The following is a 25,048-nucleotide window of genomic DNA, read 5'->3' as shown; positions in this document are numbered from 1 at the left end:
TATTAAATTAAACGTAAAGAATTATTTCTCATGACAGATTTACACCGCTTATCCATTCGTGAACTGACTGAAGGTTTGGCAAATGCTCAATTTTCATCCCGCGAATTGACTCAACACTATTTAAAACGCATCGAAAAAATTGATGCACAGGTCAAGGCTTATGTGACCGTGACTGCTGAACAGGCATTGGCTCAAGCTGATGCTGCCGATGCTGCAATCAAAGCAGGCAACGCCACCGCCCTGACTGGTGTGCCCATTGCACATAAAGATATTTTCTGTACCCAAGGCATTAAAACCACAGCCGGTTCTAAAATGCTGGACAATTTTATCTCTCCTTACGACGCGACCGTTGTAGCGAAAGGTAAAGCTGCGGGCTTAGTCACACTTGGTAAAGTGAACATGGATGAATTTGCCATGGGTTCAACTTCCGAGTCTTCTTATTTTGGCGCGACCAAAAACCCTTGGGCACTAGATCACGTTCCAGGCGGTTCTTCAGGTGGTTCTGCTGCGGTTGTGGCTGCTGATCTAGCACCTTTTGCAACCGGTACGGATACCGGTGGTTCAATCCGTCAACCAGCATCTTTTTGTGGTCTGACTGGTCTAAAACCGACTTATGGCCGTGTATCGCGTTTCGGTATGATCGCGTACGCATCATCATTGGACCAAGGTGGTCCAATGGCACGTTCAGCTGAAGACTGTGCTTACCTGATGAATGTCATGGCAGGCCACGATGCTAAAGACTCTACTTCAATGGAAAAAGAAGTGGATGATTATGTGGCAAACCTGAACGGCACATCTGTGAAAGGCCTACGTATTGGTATTCCAAAACAGTACTTCAATGTTGAGGGTCTTGCCGCTGATGTAAAAGCACGCGTTGAAGAATCCTTAAAAAAACTGGAAGAAATGGGCGCTATTCTGGTTGAGATTGATCTCAACATGACAGAAAGCTACGTGCCGACCTATTACCTGATTGCCCCTGCTGAAGCATCTTCAAACCTGTCACGTTATGACGGCGTGCGTTATGGCTACCGCTGTGAAAACCCAGTGGACTTGATGGACCTGTACAAGCGTTCCCGTTCAGAAGGTTTCGGTGCTGAAGTGCAACGCCGTATTCTGATTGGTACTTATGCCCTTTCTGCCGGTTATTACGATGCCTACTATGTGAAAGCACAAAAAGTACGTCGTTTAATTCAACAAGACTTCCTAAAAGCATTCGAATCTGTAGATGTGATTGCTGCGCCTTCTGCACCAACCACTGCATACCGGATCGGTGCAAACTTAAGCCCAGTTGAAATGTACCTAGGTGACATCTACACCATCGCGGTAAACCTTGCAGGTCTTCCTGCGATTAACGCGCCTGTTGGTTTTGACAAAGACAACCTGCCAGTTGGCTTACAGCTGATTGGTAACTACTGGTCAGAATCGCAATTGTTGTCTGTGGTACATCAGTATCAACAAGCAACGGATTGGCATACAAAACGCGCTGCAATTGCTGAGGAGAATGCATAATGGCGAAGAACAACGCTAAACCAAAATCTAACCTGATTGATGGTTGGGAAGTTGTCATTGGTATCGAGATTCATACTCAGCTGGCGACGAAATCTAAGATCTTCTCGGGTTCATCAACCGAGTTTGGTAATGATCCAAACACTCAGGCAAGTCTGGTTGATTTGGCCATGCCGGGCGTATTGCCAGTACTGAACAAAGAAGTGGTGGATTTAGCGATTCGCTTTGGTTTGGGTATCGACGCGTACATCGACCAGGCGTCTGTGTTTGCACGTAAAAACTATTTCTATCCGGATTCTCCAAAAGGCTACCAGATCAGCCAGATGGACAACCCGATTGTGGGCTTGGGTCATATCGACATCCAGCTTGAAGATGGCACCACTAAACGCATTGGCGTGACTCGTGCACACCTTGAGGAAGATGCTGGTAAATCGATTCATGACCAGTTTGAAGGTATGTCAGGTATCGACTTAAATCGTGCAGGTACACCTTTACTTGAGATTGTATCTGAACCAGATATGCGTTCGGTTGAGGAAGCGGTTGCCTACATTAAAGCGATTCACACGCTGGTTCGCTGGTTAGGTATTTCTGACGGTAACATGGCAGAAGGTTCGTTCCGTGCCGACTGTAACGTGTCTTTACGCCGTCCGGGTCAACCGTTCGGTACACGTTGTGAATTGAAAAACCTGAACTCATTCCGTTTCATTGAACAAGCGATCAATGTTGAAATTGAACGTCAAATGGAAATTCTGGAATGGGACGGCACCATTGATCAGGAAACTCGTCTGTTCGACCCTGTGAAGATGGAAACCCGTTCAATGCGTTCTAAGGAAGAAGCGAACGATTACCGCTACTTCCCTGATCCTGACTTGTTGCCTGTGGTGATTCCAGATGCGCAAATCGAAGCGATTAAAGCGCAAATGCCTGAGCTTCCTGCTGCTCGTCGTGCGCGTTTCGTGGCTGACTTCGGTGTGACTGAATACGATGCTCACGTACTGACACTGACTCGTGAAATGTCAGAGTTTTACGAAGATGTGGTGAAAGCTGCTGGCGGTGCTGCACAAGGTAAGATTGCGGCAAACTGGGTAATGGGTGAATTCTCAGGTGCTTTAAACAAAGCTGGCCTAGACCTTGCTGACTCTCCTGTGTCGAGTGAGAAATTGGGCGGTATGATCGCGCGTATTGTCGATAACACCATTAGCGGTAAGATCGCGAAACAGGTGTTTGGCTTTATGTGGGAAGAAGGCAAAACTGCGGACGAGATTATTGCTGAGAAAGGCTTGAAACAGGAAACTGATACAGGCGCGATTGAAGCGATTATTAAGGATGTACTTGCTGCCAACGAGAAGATGGTTGAAGAGTATAAATCTGGTAAAGAGAAAGCTTTCAACGGTCTGGTTGGTCAGGTGATGAAAGCATCACGTGGTAAAGCCAACCCTGCTCAAGTGAATGAATTGATGAAGAAATTGATTGGTTGATCTATTCGCTAATTATTTGATTTCATGTTATAAAAACCTCGCTTAATGCGGGGTTTTTTTATGGGAGAAAGTATGGAAATTAAAATTTACTTTAATAAAACTAGTGCACCCCCGCTATTAGAAAACTTTTCAGGTTATCTCATTTTACTCTCTCCCTCTAATTGGGATGATTTTGGATACAAAACAACGTTTAATATCCATATTTGTGACTATTCTAAGAACCCTTGTATAAAGAAAAGTTTTGGTATAATTAAAATTGGTCAACTTGCGCAATCACCAACAAATAGTATTTTTGAAACAGAATATTTTAAATACTATTTTGATTTACCTATCCCACAACGCTTTCTAAACACACTACCAAATAATTTATTTTCTTTGCCAGAATACGAACACTTTTATTTCGATCTAGAAAATTATTTCTCGGAGGACTTAACTTTACTTAGTTCCTTTTACGAAAAAATTAGAGATATTGTTAAAAATAACTTACAGCATCAGATTCTAACTGAAAACTTTTTTATTAAATCCTTTAAAAGGACGATGTGTTTTACTACTCAACAAGAGTTTCAATGGTTATATGAAAAAACCAAATCTATAGATATTTTTGAAAAAAATATATTGAAAGCTAAGCAAATTCTTAACCATAATTATCCTGCTGATTTAGAAGAAGATATTAATATAATGCTACATGGTTTTCTTATTGCTACATTAGAGAATTATCTTGAAACAACGTTCATTACAACTGTACTTTCATCAGATAGCTTTATCCTCAAGCAAGCTTTAAACGATGGCTCAACCAAAGATTTAACATTCAAAATTCAAGAATTAAATAATTGGAAAGATACTCTTAGAAAAAAAGTAGAAGACTCTCTTAAAACAAAATCATTCCATAATGTTCAAACTGTTATTCCTATGTTTAAGACAACATTAAACTGTGATATTCCCAAAACTACTTGGCTAGTGCCAGCCGTTGAGAAAAGACATGATTGTGCTCATAGAGCTGGGTATACTAAAGAACAGAAGAAAATACGAATCTCAAAAGAAGATATCGATACCCTTATTACAAATATCAGCGAGTTCGTTAGCAAAATACAACTTCAAATTCTAAAAATAGATTAAATGTTCTCTCTCCTTTTAAGAAAGAATTATTAATTTATTTTCATAACTTTATTTATAGAATCAATCCAAACACTTCATATCTAAAACAACATGACTATCAAAAAAGTATCCTCCCTCACCAAACTCGAAGACTTAGGGCGCGTCCAGCTGTCAAAGTCCTTTTTTATGCGTGATTTCCTGTATAGCGAAATCTCCAATTGGTATGGTGTGCCAAACTTCCCCGACCATCCTGAAAAAGCCATCTACACAGGCACACGACTCTGCGAAGAACTACTTGAACCTCTCCAAGACAAATTTGGACGCATCACCATTCGATCCGCTTATCGTTCGCCACAAGTGAATCAACTTGGCAACGAAAAAGGACATAACTGTGCTAGCAATGAAAAAAACTTTGCCAGCCATATTTGGGACTATCCCGACGAAAAAGGTCACGGCGCAACAGCGTGTATAGTCATTCCTTCATTTCTAGAACTGTATGAAAAAGACCAATCCAACTGGCAACAACTTGCCTATTGGATTCATAACAATCTGAACTATAGCCATCTGCAATTTTTCCCAAAATTGTGTGCTTTTAATATTGGTTGGCATGAACAACCTGCTCGGGAAATTTATAGTTATATTCAGCCAAAAGGTTATTTGCTGAGGGGTGAAGCTGTAAATCCGGAGTTTGAGAGGTTTTATCCTGATTTGTTGTAATTCTTTCTCCCTCACCCCCTTGCGAAGCAGTGCTTCTCATCCCATAGAGAGAGGGAGAAATCATTCCTAATTAAAAGCCGCTATAAATTTAATATTGGAAGTTCCCTCTCCTTTTAGGAGAGGGTTAGGGAGAGGTATTTCTAAAACGAAGTACAAGTGAGGATTAGAGAAAAGTCAAATTTCTGCTATAAAATCAAAAACAAACCGAAGAAAAATAAAAACATGTCAAATCACATTATCTTACTCAGCATTATCCTGATCATTCTTGTGTTCATCATTGGCGCATATCAGTCAAGAAGACGTAAATCTATCAAACCACGTACACTCACAGCCAGACAAAGCAAAATTGCCAACCTTTCCGATGGTATCGAGCTAATTTTCACGCCCATTTTCTGGATCATTAAACTCATGATCGGGATATTCAAATCATAAAGCGGTTGTTAACGATTTTTTTGAATTTGATCATAAAATCGTGTCTGTCCCATATTGAAAATCACTCAACAGGAATACAATCTGCACATTCTCCCATCCCGCCCTTACCATGTCGAAAAACCTCGCTACGCTGATTGGCTTAAGTGCCATTTTACAGTGGTCATCTATCGTGGGATTACTCAAAAAAATCAGTTTTAGTATTGGACCTGATCTGGCTGTACTTATGATGTATAGCTTAAGCACCCTGCTCTTACTGGCTGTTTTTGGCGTTCCCAAACTCAAAACCATACCCAAATTTTATCTGCTCAGTGCAGCTGCATTATTTCTGGTATATGAAATCTGCTTTGCCTATGCCGTAGCACTCGCACAAACTGCACAGCAAGCCATTGAAATTAGTCTGGTGAATTATCTGTGGCCCAGTATGACCATCGCCATGTTCATTCTATTTCATGAACTAAAATTTCACAGCTTGGTGGTGGTAGGGCTCAGTATTAGTCTGGCAGGTATTTTTTATATCCAGACGGGCAACGGCGATATTCATTTAGCAACCGTCATTCACAACATGCAGGCCAATCCAACCAGTTACATATTGGCATTCATTGGGGCGAGTTTATGGTCGTTATATTGTGTATTTACCAAAAAATACAGCCAAGGACATAACCCAATCGTGTTCTTTTTCGCGATGGTAAGTGTGGTTCTCTGGAGCAAGACGCTGCTGTTAGATCACGAACAACTGCCGCAACTTCTTAATATTGACTTGAATATTATGCTGTATATGTTGCTGGTTTCGGTCGTAACTGGATTGGGCTATGCAGCTTGGAATATCGGGATTAATCAGGGTAATATCGCAATGCTGGTCGCGTTATCTTATTTTAGCCCGATCTTTTCGTCTATCATTTCGATGTGGGTACTGAATACCAGTCTATCGCATACCTTTTGGATCGGTACGATGATGGTCACCTTAGGTTCATTTATTTGCTGGCTATCGACCAACTGGAATGAAATTCGAGACCGCCTGTTTCCAGGCAAGCTCTATAAAACTTAAACTACATTTTTGCGGTTTAAGTTTACTGCATCTGCAATTCATTAACGGGTGATGCCTAATTTATTCCACACCTCAGGGGTCAAAAAAGTTGTAACCAGTTTGCTCATATCGATATATTTAAGTACGCCACTTAGCTGACTTTTAATTTCCGGATTTTTCAGTATTTCCTGACCTGTGACCTGCCCAAGCTCCTGGAAACTTTCGCCCACTGCTTGTACTCCTTCAGCCTGAATCACCGCTTTGGTTTGGGTTGGACATTGCTCAACCAGAATCCGCTGTAAAACCGTCACTAAATTTCTGTCGAGTGTTTCCTTTTGAGTTGCAGTTACATTGCTAAAAGCTTTCAGATCGGGATGATTACCCAATGCCACAAAGGTCCATTGCAAGACTGTGGTTTTATCAGTGGCCGTCGTGGATTTCATTAAACAGTCACTAAGCTGATCAACTGTTGGACCGGCTGTCGCAATCTGAGTTGCACCCAGCAATGCTGTAGTCATAAAGACTGCCCGAAGACCCGATAAAGCTTTGAATCCCATATTCCTTTCCTTTTTCACCCGTTCAAACTGCTTGAACAATGCAGTTTCTTTGTAGCATGTAAAAGATTAGAAAACCTGTAGAACTCTGTAACCTGAGAGATAAAAAAAAGTCCCGACATCAGTCAGGACTTTTGGAATCGAATGAGGAAATCAGACTTACCAGATTTTTACCCGTTTATCTTCTTCCAGATACATTGGATCTTCTTGCTTGACGCTAAAGGCTTCATAGAAAGGTTTCTGGTTAAGTAAGGTCGCACGACCACGAATGGCTGCTGGTGAATGCGGATCTGTTTTTAACAGCTGTAATGCCAGTTCTGGACGAACTTTGGCACGCCATGCCTGCGTCCAGCCAATATAGAAACGCTGATCTCCGGTATATCCATCAATCACCGGAGCAGGCTTGCCATTTAGTGACAATTTATAAGCTTCATAGGCAATCGCCAGACCTGAGTTATCGGCAATATTTTCACCTAAGGTCAGCTCACCGTTGACGTGATAGCCCGGTATCGCTTCATAAGCATTATATTGCTCGACCAGAGCTTTGGTTTTTTCCTTGAACTTTTTATCGTCTTCTTCGGTCCACCAGTTTTTCATGTTGCCATCTGCATCAAAGCGGCTACCCTGATCATCAAAACCATGACTGATTTCATGCCCGATCACTGCCCCGATTGCGCCATAGTTCACGGCATCATCAGCATTCATATCGAAGAATGGCGGCTGTAAAATAGCAGCAGGGAAAACAATTTCATTGCCCATTGGGTTGTAGTAAGCATTTACCGTTTGCGGCAGCATATGCCATTCTTCACGATCAACCGGTTTCCCCAACTTATCCAGCGCAATGTCATAATTGAAACTGTTGGTACGACGCAGATTACCAATCAGGTCGCCATCTTTAATTTCCAGCTTGCTATAGTCAAGCCATTTATTTGGATAGCCAATTTTTACTCTAAAGCTTTTCAGCTTACGGTGTGCCTGTGCTTTGGTTTCTGCACCCATCCAGTCCAGTTTTTCTAGATTCTGTTCAAATGCCAGCAACAGGTTTTCTACCAGTTTTTCCATACGCTGTTTCTGTTCAGGCTGGAAATGTTTTGCGACATAGACTTGTGCCAGACTTTCACCGAGTACGGCATTAGTCATATCAACCCCACGTTTCCAGCGTGCCCGTTGCTCGGTCACACCGCGTAAGGTTTTGCTGTACATTTCAAAGTTTGCATCAGCAAATTCCTGGCTTAAGTAAGGTGCAGCGCCATCAATCAGATGGAATTTGAAATAGGTTTGCCATACATCGAGGGGTGTGCTGCTTAAAATCTTGTTTAAATCTTCAAAATAACTTTTTTGCGCCACAATCACGGTTTTGGTTTTTTTATCTAAACCCGTCGCTTTAAAATAGGTTTTCCAGTCAAATTCTGGCACCAGGCTTTTGACGTCTTTTAATGTATAGACGTTATACATTTTTTCGAGATTACGGTTCTGCACATTATCCCACTGAATTTTGGCAATTTCAGTTTCTAAGTTCAGGATAGATTGTGCATGTGCAGCCGCATCTGCTTCTGTTTCACCCGATAGCGTCAACAGCTTAGCAATATGTTTAACATAAGTTTCACGGGCACTTTTCAGTTTTTCATCGTCTTTTAAATAGTAGTCACGATCCGGTAAACCTAAACCACTTTGACCCAAAAACACCGCCATTTGATCAGACTTTTTCAAGTCAGGAATCACGCCAAATTCAAAAGGTGTACTGACACGGTTTTTTGCATAGTCTGCAAGCAACAAAGTGAAATCTTTTTTGCTTTTCATGGCATCAATTTTGGCGATATCTGCTTTTAGCGGCTGGATACCTTTTGCATTTAAAGTTTCCGTGTCCATAAAGCTGGCATATAAGCTCCCCACTTTCTGCTCATTGCTGCCATAATCCGATTTGGTTTTCGCCAGCTCTTCTACAATGTCATGTAATTGCTGGGTCGAGTTTTCACGCAAAATCGTGAATGCGCCCCAGTTTGGCATATCAGCCGGGATTTCCTCATGCTCTAACCAGTGCCCATTTACATGCTGATAGAAGTCCTGTTGTGGTGCGATTTTTTTATCAAAATGTTGAAGATGAATCCCCGAGCCAAGTGCTGCAATAGCGGTTTGATCTGAAGCATAATTTGCAGAGGAAACGGCTAATAAAGCACTTACCAATGCGGTTTTTAGAAAAATTTTCAAAGCTTGCTATCCTCGCGCTTCATTGCGCAGTTGAATTTATCAATGCGTGTTGACCTGATAATCAAACACTTAAATCTTTATAAGCAGCATATATGCCAATTTTTAAACTGTTCTTGACTCTGCATGCTGGTCATTTAGATAAAAAAATAGGCCAGTTTCTTTTCAGATGAACAGACCTGTTTTTTTAAATCCTGTTACCAGATGGAGATTCGTTTTTCAGGTGATAAATACATCTTGTCCCCTTCTTTAATCCCAAAAGCTTCATAGAAACTTTGCTGATTGCGGACGGCGCCATTGCCACGTACATGACCTGGCGCGTGGCTGGCAATATTTAGGCTATTTAACAAATATTCAGGATTACTTTTGCTACGCCAGACTTGTGCCCAGCCTATATAAAAACGCTGATCTCCACTAAAGCCATCAATGACAGGTGCTGGCTGACCCTTGAGCGATAACTTGTAAGCCATATGAGCGATCCCTAAGCCCAGGTTGTCAGAGATATTTTCACTTTTATTTAATTCCGCATTCACCTTATGCCCTGGCAGAGCTTCGTATTGTTTATATTGCTCGACTAAAGCTTTGGTGCGTTCGTTGAACTTCTTACGGTCGCGCTCGTTCCAGGTTTCTTCACCCTTGCCTTTGGCATCAAAGCGGCTTCCTCTATCGTCAAAACCGTGGCTAATTTCATGTGCGATAACAGCCCCTATGGCACCATAATTCACTGCAGGATCATGACTATCATCATAATAAAATGGTGCCTGCCAGATGGCCGCAGGTAATACGATTTCATTCAGCTTGACATTATAGTAAGCATTGGCTGTTTGTGGCGACATGTGCCAGGCTTCTGGATCGATCGGTTCTCCCACCTTGTCCAGTTCACGCTGGTAATTGAATAGCCGGGTCCGCTGGATATTCCCAATCAGATCATCCTTACGAATCTCTAGGGCTGAATAATCCCGCCATGCTTTCGGATAGCCGATTTTGATATTGATGCTATCTAGCTTATGCCATACTTGTTTTTTAGTGTCCGAACCCATCCAGTCAGCTTGGTCCAGTTTCAGATGAAAGGCTTTACGGACGTTTTCCACCATTTCCAGTATCGCTGGGCGCTGGCTTTCATTAAAGTGCTTTTCTACATAGAGCTTGCCAAGCACATTGCCTAAAATACCGTTAGTTAGCTTCAAGGCAGACTCATTCCGTGGAGAACGTGCTTGTACACCCTCTAGTGTTTTGTCATAAAATTCAAAATGATGATTTTGAAAAACTTCTGTTAAAAATGGCGAATAACTATTGATCAGATTGAATTTCAAATAGGTTTGCCAGGTTTCAATTGGAACAACCTTCCATAACTGATCCAGCTGACGCAAATAATTAATCTGCGAGATCGCAACCTCTTTTCTTGCTCCTTTTAAGCCCAGTTCTGAGAAATAATTCATCCAGTCAAAAGAAGGCATATAGTTAATAATATTTTTAGTTTCAACGAGATAGGTTCTCACCTCATCATTGCGCAGCTCCACAGCGGACCAGCTAATTTTTGCCAGTGCCTTTTCCAAAGCCAGGATAGTGCGAGCATCTTCAATCGGCTTAGGCTGACCGGCAAAATTCAGGGTATTGGCGATATAAAGCATATAAGTATTGCGAATTTCCTGTTGTCGAGGCTGCTCACTCAGGTAAAAATCACGATCAGGCATTCCCAAACCACCTTGCCCTACATACATCATCGCCTTGGAAGAAGCTTTACGGTCCTGATAAAAACGGGTAGAGAATGGCAAATTCAGATTGATTTTTTCCGCATAGGCAAAAAATTCTGCCAGATCTTTTTTGGTCTTGATACTTTCAATCCGCTGCAGGTCTTGTTGCAATGCCTCAAGTCCGAGCTGTTCTAGCCGATCGGTATCCATATAACTGGCATAAAGATCCGCGACCTTTTGTTCATTGCTACCTTGCGGATGCTGTTTTTTGGCCAGCTCATTAAAAATGCCAAATAACTGCTGGGTTGATCTCATACTCACTTCAGCAAATGCACCCGACAATGCCTGATCTTCTGGAATCTTTGCGGTTTTCAGCCAGTTTCCATTCACGAATTGATAAAAATCCTGCTTTGGATCAACCGTCCGATCAATCGCATTCAGATCAATTGCCGATTTTAATAAAGTTGTACTCACTGCATAACTCACAGGTGAATGTAGAAATGCACCCACAAGAATCAAATGACTTAAAATATGTTTTCTCAAGCGATAAATCTCATTATTGTGTATGTTAAAAATCAATTAGTTTTTCTTGCTCTGTCCATAAGCACAAAACTGATAATTTTTAAGCAAGAGATATACCAATAATTTTTAGAATATGCCGTTGAATGGGCTTGTATTTAACAAGAGAGATAGAGGAGAAAATCTGAGATGGCGGCGGGAAATTTACTCTGAAATGAGGTTCGATTTGCGACCCAATAATAATTAATTTTTATTCCTATCAACAGAATAACTATTTATCTTTTATCATTGATCTTCAAAAGAAAAATATTGTTTTTAAGTTCTGCTATGCTTAAGAAATACTTTTTTAAATATCACCAATATTTAAAGTAGATGACTTTTCATGTGCATCTACTTTGCCAAATAAATGATCAAACTGAATGTGAAAATAATAGACTTATTTTAACTGTCTCAACTGATTCTTTGCCCCAGTATGGTTATAGTTGGTGGCCAGATTCTGCAGTACTCGTTTGGCTTGAACCTTGGAATTTGGAATACGGTTGGCATAGGCTGGAATACTGCTTAAACAGCGTGCCACTAGCATGCCGGATTCGGTATAGACACGTGTTCCTTCTGTACCCTGTAATTTGCCATAGTTATAGGCACGCTGGGCATTATTGCAGGCATTGTTCAGGTTCTTGCCGCTATTGATATCACGACGTGCAGCTACATACAATTTCATCTGTTGCTGTTGTGGCGTTTCGATACTAGTTGTACGAGCAGCAGGGACAGCAACCTCTGTCGGTTCAATAGCAGGTATTTTTATTTCTTTCTTATCAGCTTCTTTTTTATCTAATTCCTTTTTCTCATCTTTGACTGAGGTTTTGGCTGCATTCTTCTCGGCAATTTTATTAGACTTAGTCGTAGTCTTATGGCCCTGATAGAAATGACGTGCTTCAGCTGGGCTTTGAAGTTTGCTCAAGATCCGGACTACACGCGTAGTATTATTCTTATCTGGCTGATGTTCAGAAATCGGCTCAATAGAAACAATCCAGTTTTGTCCTTGAGGCATCGTACATTGATAGGCACCAATACCCTGAGTGACATAACGGTTTTTGCTTAAACGGTTCTTCTGGGCAGAATCTTTTACTGAAGCCAATTGGCTCTTATACAGTAGAGAAAACTTGCCGCCCCGTTCATGACAATACTGGCTTAAGGTGGTTCGTGGATAGAGGGATTGTGGCTCCAGATGCTGCTTGGATTTTTCCCATGAATAAACATATTCTTTTGCCGAACCGTCAGCCTGATTCAAGTTTCTTTTAACAATCAGTTCTTGAGGACTTACATAAGGATGCTGCATATCTGATTTCATTTGCTGAATACTGTTACATCCAGCCAGGCTTGCTACACATATTGTTGGAATTATTAATTTTAGCTTCACTGCTTATCTCCCCCAGGCCTCTATAACATATAGCAAATGTGCCAAAACAACAATCTCAACAGATTGATAAATATAAAAATATAGCGAGACCTATCACTAAAAATGAGGAATAAAATGCCTAATTCATCCGGCTTTAATCCAGATAAATTGATCAAATTAACATTCTTCAAGTCAACAAATACGCTGGATTACTCATCAATTGAAAGATGAAGCAGTAGAAAAAAGATATAAAAAAACAGAAGAAACAGATCAGTTCTCCGGTTACTCATTCAACAAAAATTAGAGATATTATTATCATGGACAATAACGGCAATTATGCTCTCTATCGCTGTCTGAATGAGATTATAATTTGAATAATTTCCTTTACGTACACTAATTGTTTTTATACGCCATATTATTGGAAATTAAACAGCACCCTGGCTGGCCCTTAAAATTCTAGCCAAGAAAAAATAGCTTGAATACCCTAATATTGGGATGTTTGGGTACCATTCATCCTAATTTTTTAGCACCTCTCCAGATCGTAATTTTCAATTGGATTTTGAATAAAAATTAATCAATAAAAAAGCCAGACCTATAATGATCTGGCTTTTAAAATTGTCTAGGAATAGAAGAAAAAAATTAATCGAGATGGGATTCAAATGCTTTCAAACGTTTATAGATGGAGAGCAATTCAATAATCGTAGGCCAAGATAGAATAAGATACTGGAAAGATTCACGAACCTTACCGAAAACATTCAGGATCTGCATCATCAAACCGAGTGTAATCGCACCCGCGGCAATACTTGGAAACAAAATAAATAATCCGTAAATATTGTCCAATTGCAGATACCAGATGCGCACCATATTGAAATAGGCATAGTGGAAATACAAACGGAAATAATTCGTACGTACCCGACTAAACAGTTCTTGCAAGGTAAGCGGGTGAGCACGATCAGCATAATCTTCACCATAAACCAGCTCTTTACGATAAGCCGCTTCAACTTTCTGATTATTGAATTCCAGTCCAGGGAGTTTCATTCCGACAATCATTAAAATCACAGTTCCCAGAACTGCCCATCCGATCGACGCCCACATTAATGCATGCGGTATTTCACCGACAATGGGCAGTACTTTTACATGACTCGATAACTCATACAGGATTGGCAGGAAAGCCATTAATAGCATCAGAGATTCAATGAGTGAGACACTCAGCTGTTCCGTAGTTTTGGCAAAACGCATGGTATCTTCCTGAATACGCTGTGACGCCCCTTCAATATGACGTAACTTTTCCCAATGTGCCGTATAATAGTCATTCATTGCCGTCCGCCAGCGGAATACATAATGACTGACAAAGAACAGGTTAAACACTGCCAGCGTGACATAGACCATGGCAATATAAATAAAGGTCAATGCACCTTGATATAGTAGGCTGACATCTCCGCCCCCTTGGGTGAGCATATTCTGGATCTGGTCATAGAACGGACTATACCATTCATTTAAGACCACATTAACCTGCACCCCAAACCAGATATTGAACAGGATAAAGGCCGAGCCCCACACGGACCAGCGCTGCCAGGGATGTTTCGCTTTAAAATACCAGAAGGTAGCAAATATCGCGGTACTCACAAAAAACCAGAGATAGAACCAGAGAAATTTTGGCGCCCAGAAACGGCTGATTCCTATCGGCATTTTAAGATCATGATAACCTTCAGTCATACCTAAATAGACACCCCAGCCTGATCCACCACTATGCCAAAGGCCAAGATTGATCAGAAACCACAGTACCAGACTACTAAAAAACCACACTGGTTGTGGAAAAAATGACTTAAACATTGGGGCTTAATTCTCCTTATAGATGTAGGGGTCATCCAAATGACGCACAGTTTATTCTTATTTTCAGACTTTCAACGAACTGCAGCATAAATTTGCAATTCAATGTAAAAAATTACATACAAACACAAAATCGCTAAAGCCAAATTAATATCAGATTATATGATTCTTGCTTTAATACTAGCGCATAACATACGCAATATAATGGAGGAGATCATGACTGGCCTGTCAAAAAGTGACAAGCAGATTTTGCGCTAGATTGACTATTTGGTACCGTTTGTCTTTTTCTCTTCTTTTCGTCGGTAAATAAACTGAAAATATTCGAGTTTAAGAAACACAAATCGTTTGAAAATTAAATCTTAATCTCTATCCCTTTAATTTACTGACTTAAGCGCTTTTTAAGAAAAATTGACCGACTTGTTGACTTATGTCTCGGTTTTTCAAAAATTAGTTAAATGTGCAAAAATCATGTTAAGATTAAAAAACAGCGAAGTATCAATATTTGGGAATAAAAATATGGAAAGTTCTGTGATTGAATTACTTAAGCCAGTGACCTTGGAAAAGGAAAACTGTCACCCGATTATTTTTGAAGCTGGTACTGTTTTAAAAGTTTTGATGCAAACCCCTACCAGTCTTTTAGTCAGTAATGATGATGACTTTAACTTTACTATTCCATTGAAAGATGAGAACGATGTCTGGAGAGAGCTATAAGCACTCTGCTCTCCTCTTTATGGGGTTATGTCTACCTAGTCTCTTCAATGATATAACCCTAACTCTTCTTTGTAGCACCAAGATTTTATAATTTATCCTTCCTTTCAAAACTGGCTTTAATAAAAAATTAATAGGCTGCACTATATTCTTATTTTATATTAAATGTGTTTTTTAATATTTCCAATTTAATACCTATTATTTAATAGAAAGCCAATGAATTAATTTTTAGAAATATAAATCAAAACCATTTTTTACATTAAATAATCAAAAGAATCTTATTTATAGCACTCAAACTTACTCAATCACTTAATATGCAATACCTTAAATATCATTATTAATATATTAAAAATCACTGAAAAATTATTTTACAAATATACAAAGAATATCAACTTTTTCTGCTGAATATTTCCAAATTTTACAAAGTAACTTTACATGTCAAAAGTGTTTCTTTTCTGCGCCTAAAGCCATTTTGAAAAATAGAATATGTTATAAAACTAATTAGATTAAAAATCACACAGTTTAACTCTAAATTTTAATCTATTTTATATCAAGTACTTAGGTGGATTTATGTCAGGCATATATAGGGAACAAGATTTAGAAGATTCATCTAGCTCATCTTTTTATATATCGCCAAAGATGATTTTAAATGATTGCAACCTGAATATGGACTCAGACCAGGTTGTTTTATTTCTTGATATTGACGGAACAATCTCTGAATTTCACCCAGATCCAGATAAAAGTATAATTCAACCTGAAATTATAAATATATTGGAAAATTTACAACAATATATTCAGCTGATATTAGTTACTGGTCGTTCTATTTTACAAGCACAAAAACTTATTCACCCTCTGCAATGGAATATCGCTGGATCACATGGTCTGGAATTAATCTATCAAGCTAATTTAAAGACATTAATCTCTTTAAATAAGTCGCAGCTACAAGCCCTAAAACAATATATTCAGGAACAGGCAGTTCAAATCCCTGATTTGCGGATCGAGGTTAAAGATTATTCTGTTGCACTACATTTTCGTGAACATCCTCAACTAGAAGATCGCGTACATGCTTTTGCGCTGGAATGTCTCAACCAGTTTTCCGACTTTGAGTTAAAAGCTGGCAAGTATGTTTTTGAACTGGTGCCCAAAGGCGCCAATAAAGGTTCAGCGATTCAACAGATTATTCAGCAATACCATCTCAATGATCATTATCCCATGTTTATTGGTGATGACCTGACCGATGAAGCCGGATTCAAAGTCATCAATGCCCTTCACGGCTGCTCAATCAAAGTAGGCCCTGGCCAGACCCTAGCACGGTACAGACTGGAAAACGTCTCTCAAGTTCAGGCCTTCCTGAAAGAATTTTTAAAGGTAATTGAAGTACAAGAACAACAACGATTGGAGAAATCACATGTCTAAACTCATTGTGTTATCAAACCGTGTGAATCTACCTAACCCAGAAAGTATGAAGGCTGGTGGATTGGCTGTTGCATTGCAGGATGCATTGCTAGATATAGGCGGTATCTGGGTTGGATGGAATGGCTCCAGAGTTGACCAGAACAAGGAACAGAAATTTCAGATTCTGAAACATCAGAATGTGGAATATCATACCAGTGCACTGAGCGAAGCCCAGTACCAGGGTTATTATTGTGGTTTTTCTAATAATGCCTTATGGCCGTTAATGCATGACCAGCATCAACGTGTTGAATATCAGCCGCAGGATTTTAAAACCTATAAAGATGTCAATTTGCGTTTTGCCAAACACCTGAAACAGGTGGCTTCACCACATGACATCATCTGGATTCATGATTATCATTTTCTGAGTGTTGCGCATTACTGTCGTAAATTAGGTATGCGCAACCGGATTGGGTTCTTCCTGCATATTCCTTTCCCCGAACTAAAACTTTGGCAAACGCTGCCTCCTTATCAGGAACTGGCCCGACATCTGGGAGATTTTGATGTCATCGGTCTGCAAACTCCACGCGATCAGGCCAACTGTATTGATTTCCTGGAACAGGTATTAAATATCCAGCATTGCAATGATGAAATCCTGAGTTATCAGTCTAAACGGATTTATGTGAAAGCTTATCCAATCGGTGTACACCCGGCGCAGATTCAGAAGCAGGCTGCTGAAAGCCAAGTCACTGACCTGCCCTTTGATCTGGATAAAGCACATGCCCATAAGACCATTATTTCGGTTGACCGGATTGATTACAGTAAAGGGCTGCTGGAGAAAATTCATGCATTCCAGGAGTTGCTGGATGAACAGCCTGAATTTAAAAATCAGTTCCAGCAATTACAGATTGCCTGCCCATGTCGACTAGATGTGAACAGCTATAAAAAACTTTATGAACAGTTCCAGGCTGCGGTGCAGAATTTAAACCATCAGCATGGCAATGCAGACTGGCTGCCTTTTGACTGTAGCTATGACACTTTGGGTCATGAAGCCCTGATGCAGCTCTATCGTAAGGCGGATATTTGCTGGGTGAATTCAATCCGTGACGGGATGAATCTGGTCGCCAAAGAATATATTGCTGCGCAAGATCCATTAGATCCAGGCGTATTGATTCTGTCTAAATATGCCGGGGCTGCCGAGCAAATGAAGGAAGCCTTACTGGTCGATCCTTATGATCAGGACAGTATGGCCAAAGCCTTGAAAAGAGCCTTGCGTATGCCTAAGTCAGAACGTTTGGAACGTTACCGCTATTTACAGCAAGGCTTAAAGAATTTCGATATCATTCGCTGGCGTGATCAGTTCCTGTCGGACCTGAAAAAATCACAAAGCTTGCGAATTTATCGACCAGTGGCCAAAGGCATCTCGACCCAGTTCAATATGCATGCATAAGTCTGAAAAGCCCATAAAAAACAATAGCTTTATGCTGGTGTTTTATGGTCTAGGCCGGCAATAAGACCTTCTGCTTTTTCTGATTCTTTGTGACCGGCAGTCAGATGGTTCAGGATTACAATGCTCATTAAAGCAACTGCGATGACCGTAAATACTAAACGCAAGCCAATAATTTCACTACCGAAACCTACCAGCGCTGGTCCGATCAATGAACCGGTATAAGCAAATACCGATACATAAGATAATGCTACATGAGAAGCCATAGTTTTTTGACGGCCTGCACGAGAGAACATCAATGGAACAATGTTAGCACTACCTAGACCCAAGATCGCATAACCGGTTAAAACGACTTGCCATACTGGTGCAAAGATCACCATGAATAAGCCTGCTGCAGCCAGTAAAGCACTTAGTAAAATAGTGATTTTTTCACCCAAGCTTTGAATGATGAGATGACCGCTAAAACGTCCAAGAACCATTAAGCCAGCAAAGAAACTATAAGCCAAACCGGTATGCGCTGCAGGTACATTAAACTGGGTTGCCAGATAAATACCGCTCCAGTCCATTGCTGCACCTTCAGACAGGAAAGATACAAAACAGATCAGGCCAATACCTAAAATTGCGAATGTTGGTAGCGCTTTTTTCGCAGGTTTTGCTGTAGCTGTATTAGTTTCTTCTGTAGTTGATGACTGACCACCTAAGCAGAATGGAATTGCCAGCATCGCAATCGCAAGCAACATCACACTTACGACCAGTGTGCCAGTTAAAGGTGCCAGACCAAATCCCATTAACGTGGTCATGCCCAATACACCGACCAGACCACCCAAGCTACATACGCCATGGAAACCAGACATCAAGCTTTTATCCATGAGTTTTTCAATCTGGGCAGCCTGAATATTTACGGTTACCCCCAAGGCACCAGCACTGGCACCAAAGAAAAACAAGGTAATTGCCATCATCAAGCTGGTAGGACTAATCGCTAGCGCTGGCAAGATGAACAGAAATGCAGCCAGAATAACAGCCAGTACTGTACGGCAACCAAACTTACTTGCCATACGACCTGCCAATGGCATTGCCAGCATTGAGCCAACTCCGGCACATAGCAAAAGCAAACCAAAGTCAGCATGATTCAGTAATAAGCGCTGCTGCGCATAAGGAATTAATGGCGCCCAGGCAGCTGTACTAAAACCTAGACTAAAAAAACACAGTGCAGTGGCGATTTTCTGCCAGAGATACGGTGATGGAGACTGAAGACGAGAAATTAACTGTGAATTTAACATTGTCATTCCAAAAGAAAGAGCTCAGGCATCCATTACCGATCATCCATAGAAAAACCCCGCGGACTTATAGCTGAAAAATATAAGTAGCAGGGCTTAATTTGTGTGAATTATAAACAGAATTTTTCTAAATGAAATAGCTTCTAGAGATGAATTTTTAAATTTTTTACAAGTAATTGATTGTATAAAATTTATAATTTTATAGTTTTATTTGTATACGCTGATCGGTTTTTTCATTGCTTCCTGTAACTCAAGCTTTTGTAAAAAACAGGCGAAACCTTCAGCAACTTTTGACCGTAGACGGCTACTGGTTGTTACCCTTAATTGATTGGACCAGGTAATGTTGACTCCTGCCTGTTGTAAACGGCGAACAAAGTCGACATCTTCATGACAATCTAGCTGGCTAAATCCGTTAGAATTATTATATACACTTGTTTTAAAACATAAATTTGCACCATGAATATGCCGATGATCCATTTTGTCCTGATAGTGGCCTAAATATTTTAGTCGGGCTTCCAAGCTTAAATTTTTCCATTCGTCCACTTCAACGACCCCACAAATTGCGTCAGTGGGTTGGTGCTTCCACATGGCTTTGAACCAGTCTTCCTGTACACTTGAATCCGCATCAGTACAACAGATCCAGTCGCATCCTTGTTCAATTACTTTTTGAATTCCTAAATGACGGGTCTTACCCACCGAACGAAAATTACAACTAATGACTTCTATGCCCAGTTGCACCGCTTTGATCGCGGTTTGATCGGTACAACTGTCTAAGACAACTAAAATCTTAATCTCGGGAATATTTTCTGATGAACCAAGGTATTGATAAAATTCAAATTGTGCTTTTTTTAAGGCCAGCAGGCAGCGTTCTATATAGGCTTCTTCATTACAGGCAGGAATAACCACGCCAATTTTATTCATTTAAGGCCCTCTTGCTCTGCCACAGACTGTGGGCTATTCATCCAGACATCAATCAGAAAATCAGGTTCCTGTAGTTGTGAACACTTTCTATAAGGTAAGTGTGCATTTAGATGGTCATGAATATCATCACCAGTAAAGCTAAAACCTGAAATTGATGCCCGCCAGTGACAAGCCAGAATACAGCCTTCTGCATCAAGGGCGTGCTGCAGCCAGTGGGTCAATTTCTCTAAAGCGGCCTGATCCAGATAATATAAAACCTCACTCAGTACAATTAGCTGGAACTTACGCTCTGGCAAGTCTTCCGGAACAACGCCTTGGACAAAACTGACATGAGAATAATCTTGCAGACGTTGTTGCGCCAGCCGGATCGCTGTCGTATTGGCATCCAGACAGATGAGTTCTCCGGTATGAGGAGCTAGTTCCTGACTTAACATGCCATTACTACAACCGATTTCTATGGCAGATTCAAAATGCAGTTTGGGCAAGAGTGCTTTACAAATTTGACGTTTACGCTGTTCATACCAGCGCTGTTCATAATGCCATGGATCTCCCTGATTCAACGCATATAAAGCATCAAAATAGGCATGATCATAAGTTGATTTACTGTTCATACAGATAAACCTCCCATGGCTGTAAAACACGCTCTAATGCATGCTCAGGGACAATCGGTGCCTGTTCTGTCGTCGGATCATTCTCAATCTGACTTTTGAAACATCGTGCAGCTCGGGCTTTACATTTTAATTCTTCATCTGTCAGCCTGAGTTTGTGCGCAACCGTCCAAGGAATTCGGGTATCTCCTGGTGTGGCCCAGTGCCACGCCCAGATTAAAACTTGAATATATGGTAACTGTAGCTCAGTGGCGAGTTGCTGGACGACCTGCCCAGTTATTTCATGATCTGGATGTCCATCATGAACAAAAGTCGTGACCAATACATCATTAGGCTGTAAATATGAATACAATTGCTGTTTGAGCAAGTCTCGCTGCTCAGCCACTTTTCCATCCTGAATATCCAAAGCAATCCGAAGAACTGGCTGTTCTAAGGACAATTCTTCGAGAGCCTGACGCGTTTCTGCTGGACGAATCTGGTTCAGTTCTTCTGGCGTATACAGACTCGAACCGGGATGGCTGGCCGTTCCATTAGTCACTGCAAACAGTACAATCTTATAGCCGAGTTTATCCAGACGTTGCATCAGTCCGCCACATCCCAGAATTTCATCATCCGGATGCGGTGCCACAATACAGACTCTGGCATCTGCAGGAATTACACTGGAAATATCAAATTCTGACATCTGTTGCAGTATTTCGCAGTTACGCCATTCTTCCACCCGTGTCCCCTCCCCATGGATCACACGATCTTCGACAACCTCATGTTTTAAAGTGCCCATAGTTCTTCCTCCTGTGCGCTTAGTTCTCCAATACGCTCAAGATCAAAAGCAGCATGGCTTTGACGGATAAATACCGGCAGATCTGCTGCGAGCTGGGCAAAATAAGAATTGGTACAATAAGGCGCTGCGCCAAGCGCTTTTCCAACCTGGTTGAGTACATTTAATGCAGTAGCTTCAACCTGCGCGCGCAAAGCCTGAATCTGAAGTTGATGAGGAAATTTAGGTTGCTGGTCTATCAATTCTGCAACCCGATAGAACAAAGCCTGGGTAGCTAAAAGATCACGGCTGATTTCACCCAGATACATAGCTTTATACATATGTGGTTTTCTTAACTGTTCTTGCTGCAGATATTCAGCAAGAGCTACTGTCGCACCATACCAGCAAGTGGCAACGCCTGCTGCTCCATGCCAGAATCCTACCCGATCCAGATAAGCATGTGGATCGGCAACTTTTTTGACAGGGACCTGATTAAATTCAAGCTGAGCCGTGGACGTATGCTGCATTCCCACAGCTTGCCAGACAGTATGGTCATGCTGAATACCGGGCTGCCGCATATCTACAATTAATAACTGAGAGCGATTTTTTTCATCCCGATACGTCAGTAAGCCTGACTCTACCCAGCTAGAAGCGGAACACCAGGTCTTGATGCCAGTCAGCTTGCCTTCATCCAGCTGCAATGGCTGAGGCCCACCTTCTGCTGCCCAGACTGCCCAGAGCTGATGAGGATTTGCCGGAATATTTAATTCATGCAGAATTGCGAGTGCATCCAGATGCGACTCAAATATTTTACCCAGACTTAAATTGGTTGCCGAGATCTGGCTTAAAATTTGCCAGCGTTTTAAAGTTTCCCCTGATGCAGGAAAAGGAACCTGATCCGAAAGTTGCACCAGTTCCTTCAAAGTCATTTGAATATTTTCTTTAGGTTCTAATGATGAATTTTTAAATCTTTCTAATATTGAACTGAGGTCCATAAAAGTGCTTCCTCAAAAATATCGATATTGTGGTCATTTGATGAAAGCCAGCTAAGGAAAAAGTCTTTTCATCTGTTTTAAACGGGTCATTAGTCCTAGTACCTTACGGCGCGCCATAATTTCTTCTTCACTAAAAGGCAACTCTTCTCTGAGTTGACTCATAGGTAGATGGTTATGTTCGATCAGATAAATATCCTGCTCCCTGCTCCATTGCGCATTTTGCATCTGTGCCAGTAATTTTTTAGGATCTGGTCTCGCCATAAAAGTTTTATCCCTTGAAATAGAGAATAGAAGCCGAAGCTTCTATTCTCATGGTATTTATGCAGGAATAGTTTCTGCAATCAATTCACGCGCCCAAACACGGTGATTCATGATCAAGGTCTTGAAGCTATCTTGCACAGTATCGAATTGAGAATTTGCTAAAGTACCTTCATCACTAATCAGTTTTAGATCTTCAATCAGCTGACCTTTATCTCCCAAGAAGACAATCGGTTTCAGATGCTTATAAGCCTCAAGCAGATAGTGAGTCGCGATACCATCTTTCAGCACCATGTCATAGTTATCGCCATCGACAATAACCACAGCATCATAGGCAATTGACGGTTCAGCTTTCTGCATACCATCAGATGGGATCACTGTACCTTGCTGGCTCAGAACTGGTCCTGGACGAGGTGTTAACACATCAGCCACAGCACTCTCTGATTCAGCCCAAGCCTGTACAGCTTTAATACTGGCTTCATTGGCTTTGTCATGTGCCAGAATTGCGATTTTACGTGCCTTAATATCGGCAGGTTTAAACGCTTCAAAAGACAGGCGCTTAGAAATCAGAACATCAGGCAGTTTTGCGGCTTTTTTCTCAGCTGGGATTTCAATACCTAATTGATCCGCGACCTGTTGAGCCAGCGTCAAGTCAATATTGCACAGCACTTCGAGAACTTCACGTTCACGGATATTTTGGCGTTGCACTTTACTCAGTTCGAAGACATAGGCATCAATAATATGCTTCTGCTCATGCGGTGCCTGGCTTTGATAGAATAAACGAGCATGAGTGAAGTGATCGTTAAAGGACTCACTACGCTGGCGGATTTTATGACCGTCAATACGCTCCTGATAGCTTTCAAAACCACCTGCCTGAGTCGCACCTGGCGCTTCAGCTGGCCAGTTATCATCAATCGAGTTTGGTTCGTAGTTGGCCTGTCCGGTGTGAATAAGACGTTGATGCAGACCATCACGCTGATTGTTATGGAATGGGCACACCGGCTTATTAATTGGAATCTGATGGAAGTTTGGACCACCCAAGCGGCTCAGCTGAGTATCAGTATAAGAGAACAGTCGGGCCTGTAGTAGCGGGTCGTTGGTAAAGTCAATACCAGGAACCACGTGACCTGGACAGAAAGCAACCTGCTCAGTTTCACCGAAGAAATAATCAACATTACGGTTCAACACCATACGGCCAATTGGAGTCACTGGAACCAGTTCTTCCGGAATGATTTTGGTTGCATCCAGCAAGTCAAAATCAAATTTCATCTCATCTTCTTCAGGAACGATCTGTACGCCTAATTCCCATTCCGGGTAATTACCGGAAGCAATCGCTTCATACAGGTCACGACGATGGAAATCCGGATCCTTACCTGCCAGTTTTTGCGCTTCATCCCATACCAGCTGTGTCAAACCTTGTTTAGGCGTCCAGTGGAACTTCACAAAGACAGCTTTATTTTCGGCATTGATGAAACGGAAGGTATGCACCCCAAAACCTTGAATCGAGCGTAAATTACGTGGAATAGCACGATCCGACATTGCCCACATCACCGCATGTGCAGATTCAGGTACAAGAGAGACAAAGTCCCAGAAAGTATCATGTGCTGACGCACCTGATGGAATCTCGGTTTGTGGTTCAGGTTTCAGCGCATGGACAAAATCAGGGAACTTGATGCCATCCTGAATAAAGAATACTGGCGCATCGTTGGCCACCAGGTCAAAGTTACCTTCATCCGTATAAAACTTAGTCGCAAAACCACGAATATCACGTACCGTATCTGCTGAACCGCGAGGACCTTGTACTGTAGAGAATCGAACAAAGACTGGAGTCTGGGCACCGGTATTGGTTAGAAACCCGGCTTTAGTCCATTTTTCATTGCCTGGATAAGCTTCAAAAAAACCATGTGCCCCAACACCACGTGCATGCACAATTCGCTCTGGAATACGCTCATGATCAAAATGGGTAATCTTTTCACGGAGAATAAAATCCTCCATTAAAGTTGCCCCACGAACACCCGCTTTTAGACTGTTCTGGTTATCCGAAATTTTGACACCTTGGTTAGTAGTCAGTGTCTGTTCGGTGGAGTCACTACGATATGCATCAAGCTGCTCACTTTTTTTATTGGTATTCTGCTTATCTAAACCATTTTTACCTGCGGCTGGACTGTTCGCCTTAATTTTCATGACATTTTCCTTGCTGATCTTGAGTTTAGTGAAGTCTTTTTTTGCCTATCT

21 protein-coding genes are annotated in these 25,048 nt (G+C 41.3%); 9 read left to right on the top strand and 12 right to left on the bottom strand.

Annotated elements, in window-relative coordinates; translation table 11 throughout:
• The first annotated feature begins 30 nt into the window (after positions 1 to 30).
• The 6 genes from gatA to yddG all read left to right on the top strand — a co-directional run bounded on the left by gatA (position 31) and on the right by yddG (position 6,273).
• Complete coding sequence (gatA, locus tag FTV13_RS06765) at positions 31 to 1,509, top strand: Asp-tRNA(Asn)/Glu-tRNA(Gln) amidotransferase subunit GatA (protein WP_179993410.1); 1,479 nt, start codon at positions 31 to 33, stop codon at positions 1,507 to 1,509.
• On the top strand, positions 1,509 to 2,984 hold the full coding sequence (gene gatB, locus FTV13_RS06760) for an Asp-tRNA(Asn)/Glu-tRNA(Gln) amidotransferase subunit GatB (RefSeq protein ID WP_179993409.1): 1,476 nt from the start codon (positions 1,509 to 1,511) through the stop codon (positions 2,982 to 2,984). The genes gatA and gatB overlap by 1 nt, the downstream gene beginning before the upstream one ends.
• Before the next feature lie 72 nt (positions 2,985 to 3,056).
• A complete protein-coding gene (locus FTV13_RS06755; protein ID WP_179993408.1) occupies positions 3,057 to 4,100 on the top strand; it encodes a hypothetical protein in 1,044 nt (347 codons plus the stop codon).
• 90 nt (positions 4,101 to 4,190) lie between these two features.
• Positions 4,191 to 4,796 (top strand): hypothetical protein, encoded by a 606-nt coding sequence (locus FTV13_RS06750; RefSeq protein WP_180011453.1) that lies wholly within the window; start codon positions 4,191 to 4,193, stop codon positions 4,794 to 4,796.
• Positions 4,797 to 5,018: 222 nt separating this feature from the next.
• Positions 5,019 to 5,228: a hypothetical protein gene (locus FTV13_RS06745; RefSeq protein WP_179993177.1), complete on the top strand. Its 210-nt coding sequence runs from the start codon at positions 5,019 to 5,021 to the stop codon at positions 5,226 to 5,228.
• A gap of 109 nt (positions 5,229 to 5,337) precedes the next feature.
• Positions 5,338 to 6,273, top strand: a complete 936-nt coding sequence (gene yddG, locus FTV13_RS06740; protein WP_179993176.1) for an aromatic amino acid DMT transporter YddG — start codon at positions 5,338 to 5,340, stop codon at positions 6,271 to 6,273.
• A gap of 41 nt (positions 6,274 to 6,314) precedes the next feature.
• On the opposite strand, the gene FTV13_RS06735 is transcribed toward yddG, so the two are convergent.
• The 5 genes from FTV13_RS06735 to sbmA form a co-directional block, all read right to left on the bottom strand.
• Positions 6,315 to 6,809 carry a hypothetical protein gene (locus tag FTV13_RS06735; RefSeq protein ID WP_179993175.1) on the bottom strand — a complete coding sequence of 165 codons (495 nt, stop codon included), beginning with the start codon at positions 6,807 to 6,809 and terminating at the stop codon, positions 6,315 to 6,317.
• Between the two features lie 156 nt (positions 6,810 to 6,965).
• Positions 6,966 to 9,014: a M13 family metallopeptidase gene (locus FTV13_RS06730; protein ID WP_180011451.1), complete on the bottom strand. Its 2,049-nt coding sequence runs from the start codon at positions 9,012 to 9,014 to the stop codon at positions 6,966 to 6,968.
• Between the two features lie 194 nt (positions 9,015 to 9,208).
• Positions 9,209 to 11,248 carry a M13 family metallopeptidase gene (locus tag FTV13_RS06725; protein ID WP_180011449.1) on the bottom strand — a complete coding sequence of 680 codons (2,040 nt, stop codon included), beginning with the start codon at positions 11,246 to 11,248 and terminating at the stop codon, positions 9,209 to 9,211.
• 412 nt (positions 11,249 to 11,660) lie between these two features.
• Complete coding sequence (locus tag FTV13_RS06720) at positions 11,661 to 12,644, bottom strand: hypothetical protein (RefSeq protein ID WP_179993172.1); 984 nt, start codon at positions 12,642 to 12,644, stop codon at positions 11,661 to 11,663.
• A gap of 618 nt (positions 12,645 to 13,262) precedes the next feature.
• The gene (sbmA, locus tag FTV13_RS06715; protein WP_179993171.1) at positions 13,263 to 14,456 is read right to left on the bottom strand and encodes a peptide antibiotic transporter SbmA; all 1,194 of its coding nucleotides are present in this window, start codon (positions 14,454 to 14,456) and stop codon (positions 13,263 to 13,265) included.
• A 513-nt stretch (positions 14,457 to 14,969) separates the two neighbouring features.
• Between sbmA and FTV13_RS06710 the strand changes: the two genes are divergently transcribed.
• From FTV13_RS06710 to FTV13_RS06700, 3 genes are all read left to right on the top strand, one after another.
• Positions 14,970 to 15,164 (top strand): hypothetical protein, encoded by a 195-nt coding sequence (locus tag FTV13_RS06710; RefSeq protein WP_125279298.1) that lies wholly within the window; start codon positions 14,970 to 14,972, stop codon positions 15,162 to 15,164.
• Positions 15,165 to 15,731: 567 nt separating this feature from the next.
• Positions 15,732 to 16,577 carry a trehalose-phosphatase gene (gene otsB, locus FTV13_RS06705; protein WP_179993170.1) on the top strand — a complete coding sequence of 282 codons (846 nt, stop codon included), beginning with the start codon at positions 15,732 to 15,734 and terminating at the stop codon, positions 16,575 to 16,577.
• Complete coding sequence (locus tag FTV13_RS06700; RefSeq protein WP_179993169.1) at positions 16,570 to 18,003, top strand: trehalose-6-phosphate synthase; 1,434 nt, start codon at positions 16,570 to 16,572, stop codon at positions 18,001 to 18,003. The genes otsB and FTV13_RS06700 overlap by 8 nt, the downstream gene beginning before the upstream one ends.
• A gap of 29 nt (positions 18,004 to 18,032) precedes the next feature.
• Here the strand turns inward: FTV13_RS06700 and FTV13_RS06695 are convergent, their stop codons facing one another.
• From FTV13_RS06695 to katE, 7 genes are all read right to left on the bottom strand, one after another.
• A complete protein-coding gene (locus FTV13_RS06695; protein ID WP_179993168.1) occupies positions 18,033 to 19,280 on the bottom strand; it encodes an MFS transporter in 1,248 nt (415 codons plus the stop codon).
• Between the two features lie 204 nt (positions 19,281 to 19,484).
• On the bottom strand, positions 19,485 to 20,198 hold the full coding sequence (locus tag FTV13_RS06690) for a glycosyltransferase family 2 protein (RefSeq protein WP_179993167.1): 714 nt from the start codon (positions 20,196 to 20,198) through the stop codon (positions 19,485 to 19,487).
• A complete protein-coding gene (locus tag FTV13_RS06685) occupies positions 20,195 to 20,809 on the bottom strand; it encodes a class I SAM-dependent methyltransferase (RefSeq protein ID WP_179993166.1) in 615 nt (204 codons plus the stop codon). Before FTV13_RS06685 ends, FTV13_RS06690 begins: the two co-directional genes overlap by 4 nt.
• Positions 20,799 to 21,584, bottom strand: a complete 786-nt coding sequence (locus FTV13_RS06680; protein WP_179993165.1) for a PIG-L deacetylase family protein — start codon at positions 21,582 to 21,584, stop codon at positions 20,799 to 20,801. Before FTV13_RS06680 ends, FTV13_RS06685 begins: the two co-directional genes overlap by 11 nt.
• Positions 21,572 to 22,555 (bottom strand): acyl-CoA dehydrogenase, encoded by a 984-nt coding sequence (locus FTV13_RS06675; protein WP_180011447.1) that lies wholly within the window; start codon positions 22,553 to 22,555, stop codon positions 21,572 to 21,574. The genes FTV13_RS06680 and FTV13_RS06675 overlap by 13 nt, the downstream gene beginning before the upstream one ends.
• A gap of 51 nt (positions 22,556 to 22,606) precedes the next feature.
• Positions 22,607 to 22,816 carry a hypothetical protein gene (locus tag FTV13_RS06670; RefSeq protein ID WP_166135421.1) on the bottom strand — a complete coding sequence of 70 codons (210 nt, stop codon included), beginning with the start codon at positions 22,814 to 22,816 and terminating at the stop codon, positions 22,607 to 22,609.
• Between the two features lie 57 nt (positions 22,817 to 22,873).
• Entirely contained in the window at positions 22,874 to 24,997 is a 2,124-nt protein-coding gene (gene katE / locus FTV13_RS06665; protein WP_180011445.1) for a catalase HPII, read from the bottom strand.
• Positions 24,998 to 25,048: the final 51 nt, after the last annotated feature.

This window comes from Acinetobacter sp. YH12235 (assembly GCF_013417705.1).
Taxonomy (GTDB): Bacteria; Pseudomonadota; Gammaproteobacteria; order Pseudomonadales; family Moraxellaceae; genus Acinetobacter.
This window is presented reverse-complemented; position numbering and strand designations above follow the sequence as displayed.